General features: G+C 70.6%; 12 protein-coding genes. 2 read left to right on the forward strand and 10 right to left on the reverse strand.

Annotation, left to right across the window (positions count from 1 at the left end; genetic code table 11):
- Window positions 1-28: 28 nt before the first annotated feature.
- From AB0C26_RS34025 to AB0C26_RS34035, 3 genes are read right to left on the reverse strand one after another with little or no spacing between them, the layout of a single operon-like run.
- Complete coding sequence (locus AB0C26_RS34025) at window positions 29-1606, reverse strand: hypothetical protein (protein WP_360255975.1); 1578 nt, start codon at window positions 1604-1606, stop codon at window positions 29-31.
- Window positions 1582-2199, reverse strand: a complete 618-nt coding sequence (locus AB0C26_RS34030; protein WP_360255977.1) for a prepilin-type N-terminal cleavage/methylation domain-containing protein — start codon at window positions 2197-2199, stop codon at window positions 1582-1584. Before AB0C26_RS34030 ends, AB0C26_RS34025 begins: the two co-directional genes overlap by 25 nt.
- Window positions 2196-3872 carry a putative Ig domain-containing protein gene (locus tag AB0C26_RS34035; RefSeq protein WP_360255979.1) on the reverse strand — a complete coding sequence of 559 codons (1677 nt, stop codon included), beginning with the start codon at window positions 3870-3872 and terminating at the stop codon, window positions 2196-2198. The genes AB0C26_RS34030 and AB0C26_RS34035 overlap by 4 nt, the downstream gene beginning before the upstream one ends.
- Before the next feature lie 138 nt (window positions 3873-4010).
- Here AB0C26_RS34035 and AB0C26_RS34040 point away from each other — a divergent pair, with 138 nt between their 5' ends.
- Window positions 4011-4526 carry a SigE family RNA polymerase sigma factor gene (locus AB0C26_RS34040; protein ID WP_360255981.1) on the forward strand — a complete coding sequence of 172 codons (516 nt, stop codon included), beginning with the start codon at window positions 4011-4013 and terminating at the stop codon, window positions 4524-4526.
- Window positions 4523-5353, forward strand: a complete 831-nt coding sequence (locus AB0C26_RS34045; protein ID WP_360255983.1) for a hypothetical protein — start codon at window positions 4523-4525, stop codon at window positions 5351-5353. The genes AB0C26_RS34040 and AB0C26_RS34045 overlap by 4 nt, the downstream gene beginning before the upstream one ends.
- 32 nt (window positions 5354-5385) lie before the next feature.
- Here AB0C26_RS34045 and AB0C26_RS34050 read toward each other — a convergent pair whose 3' ends face one another.
- From AB0C26_RS34050 to AB0C26_RS34080, 7 genes are all read right to left on the reverse strand, one after another.
- Entirely contained in the window at window positions 5386-5682 is a 297-nt protein-coding gene (locus AB0C26_RS34050; RefSeq protein ID WP_360255986.1) for a DoxX family protein, read from the reverse strand.
- Window positions 5679-7898 (reverse strand): bifunctional diguanylate cyclase/phosphodiesterase, encoded by a 2220-nt coding sequence (locus AB0C26_RS34055; RefSeq protein ID WP_360255988.1) that lies wholly within the window; start codon window positions 7896-7898, stop codon window positions 5679-5681. The genes AB0C26_RS34050 and AB0C26_RS34055 overlap by 4 nt, the downstream gene beginning before the upstream one ends.
- A gap of 66 nt (window positions 7899-7964) precedes the next feature.
- Window positions 7965-9020 (reverse strand): amidoligase family protein, encoded by a 1056-nt coding sequence (locus AB0C26_RS34060; RefSeq protein WP_360255991.1) that lies wholly within the window; start codon window positions 9018-9020, stop codon window positions 7965-7967.
- Window positions 9017-9847: a hypothetical protein gene (locus AB0C26_RS34065; protein WP_360255994.1), complete on the reverse strand. Its 831-nt coding sequence runs from the start codon at window positions 9845-9847 to the stop codon at window positions 9017-9019. The genes AB0C26_RS34060 and AB0C26_RS34065 overlap by 4 nt, the downstream gene beginning before the upstream one ends.
- Entirely contained in the window at window positions 9844-10359 is a 516-nt protein-coding gene (locus tag AB0C26_RS34070; RefSeq protein WP_245923704.1) for a SigE family RNA polymerase sigma factor, read from the reverse strand. Before AB0C26_RS34070 ends, AB0C26_RS34065 begins: the two co-directional genes overlap by 4 nt.
- A 55-nt stretch (window positions 10360-10414) precedes the next feature.
- Window positions 10415-11344 carry a diacylglycerol kinase family protein gene (locus tag AB0C26_RS34075; RefSeq protein WP_360255998.1) on the reverse strand — a complete coding sequence of 310 codons (930 nt, stop codon included), beginning with the start codon at window positions 11342-11344 and terminating at the stop codon, window positions 10415-10417.
- Window positions 11345-11355: 11 nt separating this feature from the next.
- Window positions 11356-12909 carry an alkaline phosphatase D family protein gene (locus AB0C26_RS34080; protein WP_360256001.1) on the reverse strand — a complete coding sequence of 518 codons (1554 nt, stop codon included), beginning with the start codon at window positions 12907-12909 and terminating at the stop codon, window positions 11356-11358.
- Window positions 12910-12946: the final 37 nt, after the last annotated feature.

A 12946-nucleotide genomic window follows, 5' to 3' on the forward strand; every position in this document is an offset into this window, starting at 1 on the left:
CAGCATTCCTACATGTTCAATAGACTTATTACTTCTCGATCAGATCGGTCAGCGGCGTCGGCTTGCTGATGTTCGCCGGAGCGTTCCACTTCTGCAGCTCGGAACTGTTGCAGACGGCCACCTTCACCTTGCTCGTGCCGTCCCCGTGCACGTCCCGCGGCTTCGCGTTCTGGTCGGTCGGGGTCAGGCAGAAGCCGGCGGAGTCCTTGATCCGGTAGCTCGTCCCGTAGTCGCCGGTGGCGTGGTAGACGGTCCACTGCAGCTCGGGTGGTATCACCGTGGCGTCCGGGTCGCAGCGCACCACAGTGGTGTAGGCGTTCGCCGCTGTATTGAGGGGCGACTTGAGACAGAAAGGCTTGTTGTAATTCTTGTCGCTTTCATACCCTTTCCGGAGGTACGTAACGACGATCGGGCCCGTCTTGTAGACCGCTGGCGGGGTCGGCACCGGGTGGACCCACCGCTGGTTCCAGTCGACGACGCCGTTCGGCGATTGCTTGCAGAACCAGGCGATCATGTACGTCGAGCCGTAACTCTGATCGGTCACGTCGAGGCATCGGCTGAACTGTGCGTAGTTGACGAGCTGGGCGGTGTCGTCCCCGGCCATGCCGGTGCCGACGCCCGCGCCCGATCGCCAGATATACCTGGTGTAGTCAATGGTCTTGTTGTCCGACTCGATACATCGTCCTATGGAGATGCCACCGCTCGTGGCGGCCGGGGTCGTCACGTTCATACAGAGCGAGGAGTCCGCCGTCCCCTTCGTCAGATTGGTCACGGTGAAACGGCTGGTGCCGTCCAGCGCCCATTGGAACGTCCGATACGCGAACTTCGAGTCCTGGCTCGCGGGGCACGGACCGAACACGACCGGGTCGCCGCTCTTATGGGCCGAGCCCGAGTCCAGGCACATTCCGTAGTTGGCCTTGTTGTCCGACGACTCCGAGTTGATCAGTTTGAGGTAGAGGTCCTCGGTGTAACCGAACTGCTGGCGGCTGCTGCCGTCGCAAGCCTGCATCGTCGGCTTCGTGCCGGCGACCGGTGACCGGCTCGGCCCGGCGTCGATGCACTGGGTGCCTTTCACCCCGGCCGGAACACTGTCGATGCGCAGCTGACCACCGGGAATGTTGGTGTTGCTGGTGGTGAAGAGATACGTCGCGGTCAGCGTCCGGCTCACCTTCCGGCTGGTGCCGGTCGACGTCACCGCGGCGGTCGTCGGCACGCTGGTCGGCGGGCACGACAGCGGCTTGCTCTCCTGGTCGAAATAGGCCAGCGACACCTCGTACTTCAAGCTCTCGGTCGTGCCGGGCACCATCGCGTCGCCGGAGAGCGTACAACCGGGGAGGTTTTCCAACAGGCCGCTGTTCACGCCCTTGTCCGTCATCTTCGCGGCCGCCCGCACCTTGGCCATCATCATGTCCATGCCGGCCTGGGCGGCGTTGAGCGCGCTGTTGCGGTCCTGCAGGTTGCGGGTCGAGGTGATCTGCCGCAGCACGACCGGGGCGATCACGGCCGACATGGCCAGGACGATCGTGATGATGAGCAGCGCCATCGGCATCGAGCCGCGCTCGTCGGTCCGGGGGATCCTGATCACGCCGGCCTCCCGCTGCTGCACGGGTTCTCCGAGTTGGTGTTACGCGTGGTGTTCTCCGCGCTGAACAGCGTGTCGAACGGGATGGTCGTCGTGCCGACGGTGGCGTTGAGACGCAGCCGGATCTGGTAGAACTCGGGCGTGTAACCGGAACCCATGGCGTCGGCGCCGGCGCTGGCCGTGGCGTACGGCTGCTGGGTCGGGGTGATCACCGTGAAGGGCGGCGTGTCCGGCATCTGCGCCAGCTCGCCGGCGACGACCGTGGCCTTCCCCGGGCTGCCCGGCGCCGTCCAGCTGGCCAGGGTGAGCACGTCCTTGTCGAAGACGAGCTGACGGCACCCGGTGGGCAGGGCGAACTCCAGGTAGTAGCGGCCGCCGACGGGCACCTCCGCTTTGAGGGACACCCAGCTCGCGTACCGCAACTGGGTGTCCAGCCGGCGGAAGGCGGCCGCGACCTGGTCACGGGCGAAGGACGTGCCTTCCGTACGGTTGACGGCCGAGTACACCTGCATGATGCCCCCGAAGACCACCACCAGGACCACGCTCATGATCCCCATGGCGACGATCAGCTCCAGCAGGCTGTAGCCGCCGTCCTTCTCTTCCCGCTCAGCGTTCACGTGATCGTCCAGACGAAGGTGAGGACCGACGTCTGCGGCGGCAGCAGGTTCGCCGAGGTCAGCGTGACGACGTACGTACCAGGTGTGTCCGGTTTGCCGCTGATGTTGCCCGACGAGGGGTTGAGCTCGAGCCCCGGCGGCAGGCCGGTCGCCGTGATGCGCGGGCTCAGGCCGAGCACCGATCCGTTGTCGGTGGCCTTGAGGTTCACCTGCTTGCCGGCGGGCGATGTCTGGTCCGGTGCGAGCGGGTCGGGCGAGGTGAAGGAGAGCAGCGTCGTCGTCGTGATGGTCAGCACGAACGACTGCGTCGCCTTGTTGCCGAGAGCGTCGGTGACCGTGATCGCCGGAAGGTAGCGGCCCGGCACGGTGGCGACACCGGAGATGACGCCGGTGCTCGTATTCGGGGTCACCCCGACGGGCAGATTGGTCACGGCGTACGTGTAAGTGCCGTAGCCGCCGGAGGCCACCGGACTGATGCTGACCGCCGAACCCAGGGCCACCGTCTGGTCGGGCACCGCGGCCAGGGCGAGGCCGGGATAGACGACGTAGTTGAATTTCGTCGTCCCGGTGACCTGGTTCTCGTCAGTCACCGTGACCGTGACCGGATAGGTGCCGTCCGCCGTCGCGGTCCCGGTGATCAGTCCGGTGTCGGAGATGTCGAGCCCCGGGGGCAGGCCGTCCGCCGTGAAGGTCTTCGTCCCCCAGCCGTTCGCCGCGGTCGCCTGCACGGAGACCGGATCGCCGGCCCGGCTGCTCGTGGTCGCCACCGTCACCGTCGGCATCAGCACGATCTGGAAGGTGACCGGGAACGTGACGTTGCGCTCCTGCGGCGGCGCCTCGGTGACCTTCACTCGGTAGTCCTGGATGAGCGGCCCGGCGGTCGTGGCGCCGGTGACGAAACCGTTCCCGGCCAGGGTCAATCCCGCCGGCAGCGGGTCGACCACACTCCAGGTGTTGGGCAGCTGGCCGCCCTCGACCTTCAGCTCGACCGACCGGTCGAAGCCCTTGTAGAACACGGCGGTCTGTTGCGGCTTCGGCCCCGTCGGCGACGGCCGGTAGATGTCGAACGTCGGCTCCGCGGCCCGCGCCACCAGCGTCGAGGTGACGTACTGGCAGCGGCCCGAGCCGCAGGCTCTGTTGTTCCACTCGAGCAGCACCACGACCCGGAAGAACTGGAGGTCGTCCGGGGTGTTGAGCCACGACGGCGGGTTCTTGTCCGGGTCGTAGCCGACGCAGTCGCCGCTGACGCGCACGTCGCAGGAGCCGACATAGATGGTGCGGTCGAAGTTGACACCGTCCCACAGCAGGGTCCGGGTCTCGGTCGGTACGGCGGCGTCGTCACCGGAGGTGGCGGTGGCGCCGAGCAGCGGGTCGGAGGAGGCGAACGTCTTCGCCAGATAGGGCTGCACGATCGCCGGGGCCGCGCTGAACTGCTGCTTGACCTTGATCGCGCTGCGGCCGGTCAACAGCGAGCTGCCCTTGAGCCCACGGACCTGCTCGATCGCCATGTTGGCCAGCTGGACCGCGTTCTGCTGGTTCCGCTGCCGCGCGACGGCCTGGAAGCTGGAGATGAAGAACGGCACGGCCGCGGCCATCGTGATCATCACGAGGGTCAGCGCCGTCACCGTCTCGATGATGGTGAACCCCTCGTCCGCGCCCGGATCGCGACCCATGCACCCCTCCTCCACAGGCCCCATCGGCAGCGAAACGGCGAAAAGTAGGGAAACGGGCCACAAGAGCGGAACCCGGCTTGCCCGGCGCTCGCGAGGCCTTCTATCGTCGGGCCTTCGGATCTTCGGGAGGGCGGTGCCGTGCGCGAGCAGGCCTTCCACGCCTTCTTCGAGGCCCACCACGTCGAGCTGTCCCGCCTGGCCTACCTGCTGACCGGCGACCCCACCGCCGCCGACGACCTCGCGGCGGACGCGCTCACCGAGGTGTGGCGGCATTGGGAACGGGTCGCGGCCGCGGACGACCCCGCCGCGTACGCCAAGGGGATCGTCGCCAACCTGGCCAAGAACTGGATCCGCCGCCAGGGCCGGTCCCGCCGCGGCCTCGACCTGCTCGGCTTCCCGCGCCCGAAGCCCGCGCCGGACGTGCCCACGGTCCTCGACGTGCGCAGCGCCCTGCGCCGGCTGCCCTACCGGCGGCGGGCCTGCGTGGTGCTGCGGTACGCGTTCGACCTGCCGGAACAGGAGGTGGCCGACATCCTCGGCATCGCCGTCGGCACGGTCAAGAGCCAGACCTCACGCGGCGCCAAGCAGCTCGCCGAGCTGCTGGACGACCTGCGGCTGCCCGACCAGCTCGGCGGATGGGAGGTGGCCCGGTGACCGAGGACTTCCTCCGCTCCGAACTCCAGCGGGCGGGCGCGGAACACACCCCCGACCGTACGGCGATGCTGAACCGCATGGCGGCCAACCGCGCGGCCACCTCGTCCCCCCGGGGCCGCCGCCTCCGCCTGGCCGGCGCCGCCGCGGCCGTGACCACGGTCCTGGGCCTGGGCGGCGTGGCCCAGTGGGCCCTGGCCGGCGAACACGACCCGGCCCCACCGGCCGCTCCGCCACCGGCCGCCGCGCCCACCACCACGTCCCCGGCGCCCACCACCCCGTCCCCGGCGCCGTCGCCCACCACCCCGTCCGCGACGCGGTCGCCCGCCGCCACCGCCACCGCGACGACGCGGCCGCCCAAGTCGTCGCCTCCGCCCACCTCGCCGCCGGTCATCCCTTCCACCGGCACGGCGGAGGTACGCGGCCACCCCGGCGACACCCAGATCGAGAAGGGCACGTTGTGGTCTGACGGCTCGGTCGTGGCCGACGGCCAAAGCCAGGTCACCCTGAAAGCCGGAACCGCCCTGACCACCCTCGATCTGGTCCTGCGCCTGGAGCCCGCCACCGGCCTGACCACCGGCCAGGTCACCTCCCCCGACCCCCGCGTCAACGCCACCCTGACCCGCGACGACGGCGCCTTGCTCTACCGCTTCACGCTGGCCAAGGGCGAAACCCTCCCAGCCGGCGCGTACGTCTTCACGGCCCGCTACAACGGCGCCATCGCCGACCGCGACGCCACCCGGGACACGTACGAGGCTTTCGCCGACACCACCGTCGGCAACGAAAACAAGCGCCTCCACATCTACGGCAACTACTTCCCCACCCGCTAGAACTCGGTGGTCGCGCCCACCCCATCCGGCAGTTACCTAAGCTTTCGCGCCGCGCCCCGGCGGCCCCAGGCGATGAACAGGAACAGGGCGAACAGCACCACGGGCGTGATCGCGACGGGGCCGCCGTGGAGGATGAAGACCTGCGTGATGAAGGCGCCGACCATCAGGAGCATGAGCCCGGCGGCGGCCGGGAAGGCCAGGCGCGGGATCAGCAGGCCGATGCCGCCGGCCAGTTCGACCACGCCGATGAAGTAGCGGAACCAGGTGGCGGCGCCCATGTTTTCGAAGGTTTGCACGGCGTTGGCCTCGCCGATGAGCCCCGAACTCATCGCTCGACCGAAAGGAATATCTGTCGGCCGGTCGCGTGGGAGGGTCGTGCCAGCAGGTCGGTGATCTGGGCGGCGGGGGCGGGGCGGGCGAACAGGTAGCCCTGGCCCCGGTCGCAGCCGAGGGAGCGCAGCAGGTCGGCGTGGTGTGCGGTTTCGACGCCCTCGGCGACGGTGGTCAGGTCCAGGCTGCGGGCCAGGTCGACCACCGCCCGGACCAGGGCCGTCTGGCGGCGGTCGGTGGGGTCGGCCGGCATGAAGGACTTGTCGATCTTGAGAGTGTCGATGGGGAGGTCGCGCAGGTAGGCCAGCGACGAATATCCCGTACCGAAATCGTCGATCGCCACCCGGACGCCCTCGGCTCTCAGCGCGTGCAGGTGGGCCAGGGCCTGCACGCCCGAGCCGATCAGCACCCCCTCGGTGATCTCCAGGGTGAGCGCGGCCGGCGGCAGGCCGCTGTCGGCGATCGCGCGGTTGGCCTTGCCGGTGAACGACGGGTCGGTCAGCTGGCGTGGGGAGACGTTGACGGTCACGGCTACGCCGTAGCGGCCGTGCCAGACGGCCGCGTCGGCGCAGGCCCGGCGCAGGACGCGCTCCCCCAGCTCGACGATGAGGCCGCTGTCCTCGGCGACCGGGATGAAACAGTCCGGGCCGATCGGCGGGCGCCCGGCGGGCGTCCAGCGCACCAGAGCCTCGACGGCCACGATGAGGCCGCTCGACAGGGCCACGATCGGCTGGTAATGGACCGTGAACTCGTCGTTCTCCAGGCCCGCCCGCAGGTGCTCCACCATACGTACCCGGTCGATCTGCTCCTGGCGCAAGCGCGGGTCGAAGAGCTCGGCCCGGTCCTTGCCCGCCGCCTTGGCGGCGTAGAGCGCCAGGTCGGCGTCGCTGAGCGCCTCGGCCGCGTCGGCGCCCGGCTCCACCAGGCGGATGCCGGCGCTGCCGGTGACGTGCAGGGTGTGCCCACTGACCTCGAACGGGCCGCGCAGCGCGGCCAGCACGTCCGCGGCCCGGGCGGTCACCTCGATGACGTCGGGGGACGGCAGGAGAAGGGCGAATTCGTCACCGCCCGTACGCCCGAGCACCTCCTCCGGGCGCAGCAGCGGGCGCAGCCGGGCGGCGATCGCGACCAGCAGCTCGTCGCCGAGGGCATGACCGAGGCGGTCGTTGACGTCCTTGAAGCCGTCCAGGTCGAACAGGATCAGCGCGCGCGAGGAGGCCATCCCGGTGGTGAGCAGATGCCGGTTGGGCAGGTCGGTGAGCCCGTCGTGCAGCACCATGTGCCGCATCGCCGACGCCTGCCGCCGGGCCAGCCGCAGGGTGAGCGTCGTCCGGACCAGCAGCATCACGGTGATCACGGCGGTGAAGGTCACCGGCACCCCGATGTCCAGCACGTCCAGTTCATGTTCGTCGATGTCGCGGATCAGCGCGTACGCCGTGGCGGCCGGCCCGATCAGCACCAGCACCAGGTGCACCGCCATCAGCTTCCACGACCCCGCCTTGGGCACCGGGACCGCGTGGCGCGAGGCCATCGCCGGGTGCAGGGCGGCCGCCGCGACCAGGGCGAACGCCGCACCCCACCCGGTGATGCTCAGGTCCGGCCCGCGCACCGTGCCGGCCACCGCGACCAGGAAGAGACGGACATCCGCGGCGACGAACAGCACCGTGGCGAGCAGCACGAGCAGGTGCGGGCGGGTCAGCCGTTCCTGCAAGGCGAAGACCCGCAGGGCCAGGGCGAGCAGCAGCACATCGGCCAGCGGGTAGGCGAGGATTTCCGGGGCGGGATACGTGCCCGCGTCGAAGACGTACGGGTCGTACAGCAGGACCCAGGCGACGAGCACGCCCGTGCAGACGATGACGCCGGTGTCGGCCAGCCCGCCCGAGCGCCCGGTGACCGGATCGCGCGGCGGCAGCAGGGCGAGCCCGCAGAAGGCGAGCAGGAACGTCGCCGGGTGCAGCAGGTCGACGACGTTCCAGGTCGCCGAGCCGGCCCAGCTCAGCATGGCCAGGCCGGCGCACACGGCGGCGCCCGCCAGCAGGCGCCAGGCCACCGCCCGTTCGGGCCGGTACAGGCGTACGCCCAGGATGACGCCGGCGCTCGCGGCCAGCGCGATCACCCCGCTGGTGACGCTCTTGCCGGCCGGCCCGAAAAGCTGGGCACCGCCCAGCATCACCGCGGCGGCGGCCAGCAGCCACCACCACGCGTGCTGCCTCACGCCCTCATCTTCGCCGTCGGCCCCGCCCCGGTTCGCCGATTGTGCGAACTTCCCGGGACCGCGGTCTCACCGGTGGGCGGCCAGCGCCTCCGCGGCGAAATGCAGCAGGTCCTCGACCGACGGGACCGCGCTGACCGGCAGCGGCTCGGGGTCCTCGCAGCGGTCCAGCAGCAGCTCGACCAGCGCCGCCCGGTTCAGGATCTCGTCGGTCGAGATCATTCCGGGCAGGATCCGGATCTCGACGGTGTCGCGGATCGGCTGGTCGGCGAAGAGCTGGGTCAAGTTGACGTCGAAGTACTTGGTCAGGCCGCCCTCGGCGGCCGCCTTGGCCAGGTCGTCGAAGCCGGGCACGCCGTCGGCCGCGGCAACCAGGGACGCGGGCAGCGGGGCGAGCCGGCGGCAGGCCGGATTGGTTCCCAGGAGCTCGCGGAGCGGCTCGCGCCAGTGCGCGAACAGCCGCACGACGTTGGCCAGGGCCGACGGCCGGCGGAACGGGGCGCCGTCGACGTGCAGGTGGACGGCCGCCTCGTTCGGCACGGTGAAGCCCAGCTCGCGGGCCGGCCCGAGCAGTTCGCCGAGCGCTCGCTCGTGGTCGCGGGCCAGCGGCGGCGTGACGATCTCGCAGGGCCGTTCACGCTCGGCGCCCTGCGGAGCGGCCAGCGCGATCGTCGCCCCCGTTTCGTCGTCCAGGCGGACGACGTCGGCGATCGGCTCCGGCGTACGGCCCCACAGCTCGCCGGCCGCGTCGAGGACCCGTTCGAGCGGGGCGGCGGGATCGGCCTGGCGGGCCAGCAGCCGCAGCAGGCGCGGCTCGTCGCTCAGCACCCGGTACCAGCCGGGCAGCGCCGGCGAGCGCGGGTTGAGCCCGTCGAGCAGGGTGATGTCGTCGACCAGCGTGCACAGGAGCGTGCCGTCGGCCCGCACCACCTCGAAACCCTGCGTAAGGTGCAGGAACCGCCCCAGACCGGGCACCAGTGACGGTTCGCTGTCGGAGTGCCAGACCGGGCGGACCCGGCCGCCGTGCCGGGCGGCCAGGTCGTCGGCGAGCGTGCGCCGGCTGGCGCCGCGCGGCGCCATCAGCTCGATCTCGAAGCCGATACGCCGGCGCAGCTCCGCCGTCACGGCCGGATCGGCAGCGTCTGACCGGCTAGGATCCGCTTGCCGGCCTCGGCCTTGGCGTCGCCCGTGGAGATCTTCCACAGCTTGCCCAGCTTCACCGCGTCGTCGTAGTCGTAGCCCTTGGCGAAGAAGGCGTTGACGTTCTTCGCCTCCTTGGCCGCCTCGACGTTGGCCGGCGTCGGCTTCACCGGCAGCGTCTCGCCCGCGAGCAGCCGCTTGCCGGCCTCGATCTTGGCGTCGGTCGGGTCGGCCAGCTTCCAGAGCTTGGCCAGTTTCTCGGCCTCGTCCCAGGTGTAGCCGGCGTTGAAGAAGGCGTCGAACTGCTTCTGGTTCTTGTCGATCACCTCGCTCGACGGCTCACTCACCTCGGGGTGGGGCGTGGGCTTGATCGGGAGGGTCTCGCCCAGCAGCAGGCGGCGGCCGGCCTCGGCCTTGACGTTGCCCGGGTCGGTGTTCAGCTTCCAGAGCTTGGCCAGCCTGAGGGCGTCGTCGTAGCCGTACCCCGCCTCGAAGTAAGCCTTGTAGTAGTTCTGGAGCTCGGCCTCGCTGGGGCCGCTGGAGGACGAGGGGGACACGGCCGGAGCGGCGGCCGGGAGCGTGGCGCCGCCGGTGTTGGCCGGGTCGCCCGGCAGGAAGGCCGGCAGGTTGAGCACGCCGGCGATCAGGCCGGCGCCGAGCACGGCGCCACCGGCGGCGTAGGCACCCCGGCGACGGCGCTTGTACTTGCCGGCGAGCTCCTCCACACGGGCGTAGACGGCGGCCGGGTCGGGGGTCTGGTGCGAATACTTCTCGAAGACCACACGGAGCTGGTCCTCGTGCTGCTCAGTCACGACTTCTCCTCGACGGGGATCCGGTTCGCGTGCTCCGAGAGCCGGAGCGATTTCAATGCCCTCGACGCGTGGCTGCGCACGGTGGCGGGTGTGCAGTCGAGCAGATCGGCGATGGAGTCGTCGTCCAGCTGCTCGTAGTAGCGCAGCACCAGCACCGCTCGTTGCTTGCGCCCGAGCGTGGCCAGCCTGTTCCACAGCGCGTCGGCCTCGACGACATCCTGGGCATGGTCGTTCGTCATGCTGCGGGCGTCGTCGATCTCGACAAGGCGCTCCCCGACCGCGTGCACGTGCCGAACCGCCCAGCTGCGCCGCCACGACAGGTACTCGTTGAGCACCATGCGCCGCACGTACGCCTCCGGCGAGTCCGCCTCGCTGATGCGCCGCCATCGGACCTGCGCCCGGGCCAGGACCTCCTGAACGACATCCTGTGCGAGATCGTTGTCGCCGGTGAGGACGACCGCGTACCGCATCAGGCTGGGAAGCCGGGCCATCGCGAATTGCTCGAAGGTCACGAACACTAAGACGTCCCCCGGGCCGCTGTTGTGCAGTCGTACACCAAAGAATTTTTTATTTGTCCGGAACGCCGAGGGGGGCCATCACCCGAAGCGCGTTCGCGGCCAGCCCGATCCGCAGCGGCGTGGTGCCGCCGGGCTCGCCGTCGACCTCGACCCGGGCCGGCCGGTCGGTCTCGAGCCACAGCTCGTCGACCGCGAGGAAGGGCTCCTCGCGCAGGCTGCGGCGCTGGCCGGTCGCGGCGTTGCGCGCCGTCTCGCGCACCAGCTCGATCCTGGCCGGGCCACCGACGGGGTACGCGACCAGCAGCCGGTCGTCGGCGTTGGCGTCGCCGGTGATCGGGCGGCCGGCGTGATGCCCGCCGTTGGCCACGTACACCTGATGACTGGTGAAGACATGACTGCGTTCCCCGGTACGCACGGTGATGCGCAACGGGCGATGCCGGGTGAGCAGGCCGAGCGCCGTCAACGGGTAGGCGACCTTGCCCAGCACCCGCTTGAGCAGCGGCGGCGCCTTGAGCATGACCTCGGCCGACAGCCCGACGCCGACGTGGTTGGTGAACGCCTGGTCGCCGGCCAGGCCCAGGTCGAGATCGATCACCTTGCCCTCGGCGAGGACCGCGATCGCGTCGTCGAGGCCGAGCGGGATCCCCGCCGTACGGGCGAAATTGTTCGTCGTGCCCAGCGGAAGCAGGCCCAGGGCGATGTCGCGGTGGGCCAGCAGCCGGGCCGCCGTGCTGATCGTGCCGTCGCCGCCGCCCGCCACCAGCAGGTCGGGCCCGAGCCCGATCGCCTCGGCCAGGATCTCCGGCAGTTCCCGCGGCCGGTCCACCGGATAGGCCTTGAGCAGCGTGAAACCGGCCTCGGTGAGCCGCGAGCGGGCGCCCTCGTAGAGCTGCCGCCCACGCCGGGAGTGCGCGTTGACGACCAGCACCGCCCGGCGCTCGCCGCGGATGGCCTCGGTCAGCTGCTCTTTCGTACGCATCAGGGCCGACCCTATCGGGTCAGCACCGAGGTCCCCGATTCCACCGCGTACGAGGCGCTGGTGCTCACCGGCGCGTCCGGGACGTCGATCGTCTCCACGGTACGCACGTCGGTGTGCCAGACCGAAGGGTTGACCACGCAGCGCAGATAGCCGCGCCGCGACCCGTCGAAGTACTTGACGTGCGGGTTGAGGGCCGGGTTGACCGCCTTGAGCGGGCCGTCGAAGGCGATCGGGAAGTCCGAGCTGATCGAGGTGGCGGTGAACTCGACGGCGACCGGCCGCTGCTCCGGCTTGTCGAAGTCGGTGCGCAGCTCGCTGAACCAGGTCGAGTGGATGTCACCGGCCAGGATGACCGGGTTGGCGACCTTCGCGGCGGCCAGGTGCTTGAGGAACCGGGTGCGCTGCGGGGCGTAGCCGTCCCACTGGTCGAGGTTGGCCACGATCGGCGGGACCGGGGCGCCGGTCGGGTTGGGGAACTTGATCCGGCTCATCATGACCTGCTGGGCGACCACGTTCCAGCGGGCCGGCGAGTGGTCGAGCCCGGCCCGCAGCCAGCGCTCCTGGGCCTCGCCGGTGAGCGAGCCGGTGGCGTTGGCCAGGCCCGCCTCGGCCAGGCCGAAGTCGCCGGGGAAGCCGCCGGGCTGGTCGGTGCGGTACTGCCGGGTGTCGAGCACGTTGAGCCGCAGCAGCCGGCCGAAGTCGAAGCGGCGGAAGATGCGCAGGTCGGTGCTGCCCGGGCGCAGGTCGGCCCGGATCGGCATGTGCTCGTAGTAGGCCTGGTAGGCGGCGGCACGCTGCCGGGCGAACTGGGCCACGGTCTGGTGCTCGGCGCCGGTGTCGTCGATCTCGTCGATCAGACCGGCGTAGTTGTTCTCGGTCTCGTGGTCGTCCCAGGTGACGATCCACGGGAAGGCGGCGTGCGCGGCTTGCAGGGCCGGGTCGCTCTTGTACTGGGCGTGCCGGGCCCGGTAGTCGTCGAGCGTGACCAGTTGGTCGAGGCCGGCGGTCTGCGGCGCGGTGTGCCGGCGGTCGGCGAAGCGGCTGCTCGGGTCGTACTCGTAGATGTAGTCGCCCAGATGGACCACGACGTCGAGGTCCTCGGCGGCCAGGCCGAGGTAGGCCGGCCAGTAGCCGTTCTGGAAGTCCTGGCAGTTCACGATGCCGAGGCGCAGGCTGTGACCACGCCCGGCCGTCCTGGTCCGCCCGACGGGGCTGATCCGGCCCAGCGCGCGGAAACGGTAGAAGTACTCCCGGCCGGCGTCGAGCCCGCGCGCGTCGACGTGCACGGAGTGGGCGAGCTCGGGCCGGGCGATCGTGCGGCCCTGCCGGGCGACGCGGCGGAAGCGCTCGTCGTGGGCGATCTGCCATTCCACTTCGACGTGCTTGTGAAGCCGGGCGTGGACCAGGCGCGTCCAGAGGATCACGGCGTTCGGCAAGGGGTCGCCGCTGGCCACGCCGAGCGGGAACAGGTCGGCGGCCCGCGACGCATAGGCGGACGCGGGCGGCAGGGCGGCGAGCCCGGCCGCCGCGGCGGCTCCGGACAGGACGTGGCGGCGGGTCAGCATACGACTCCTCGACGTCGAGTGGGACGCGTCCAATCTC

Origin of the sequence: Actinoplanes sp. NPDC048796, from assembly GCF_040650035.1 — a bacterium.
In the GTDB taxonomy this organism is placed as follows: domain Bacteria; phylum Actinomycetota; class Actinomycetes; order Mycobacteriales; family Micromonosporaceae; genus Actinoplanes.

Coding starts and splice junctions, on each gene's coding strand:
- AB0C26_RS34035 (WP_360255979.1), bottom strand. CDS start 3,872: ATGGGTCGCGATCCGGGCGCGGACGAGGGGTTCACCATCATCGAGACG.
- AB0C26_RS34050 (WP_360255986.1), bottom strand. CDS start 5,682: ATGAGTTCGGGGCTCATCGGCGAGGCCAACGCCGTGCAAACCTTCGAA.
- AB0C26_RS34075 (WP_360255998.1), bottom strand. CDS start 11,344: ATGCGTACGAAAGAGCAGCTGACCGAGGCCATCCGCGGCGAGCGCCGG.
- AB0C26_RS34080 (WP_360256001.1), bottom strand. CDS start 12,909: ATGCTGACCCGCCGCCACGTCCTGTCCGGAGCCGCCGCGGCGGCCGGG.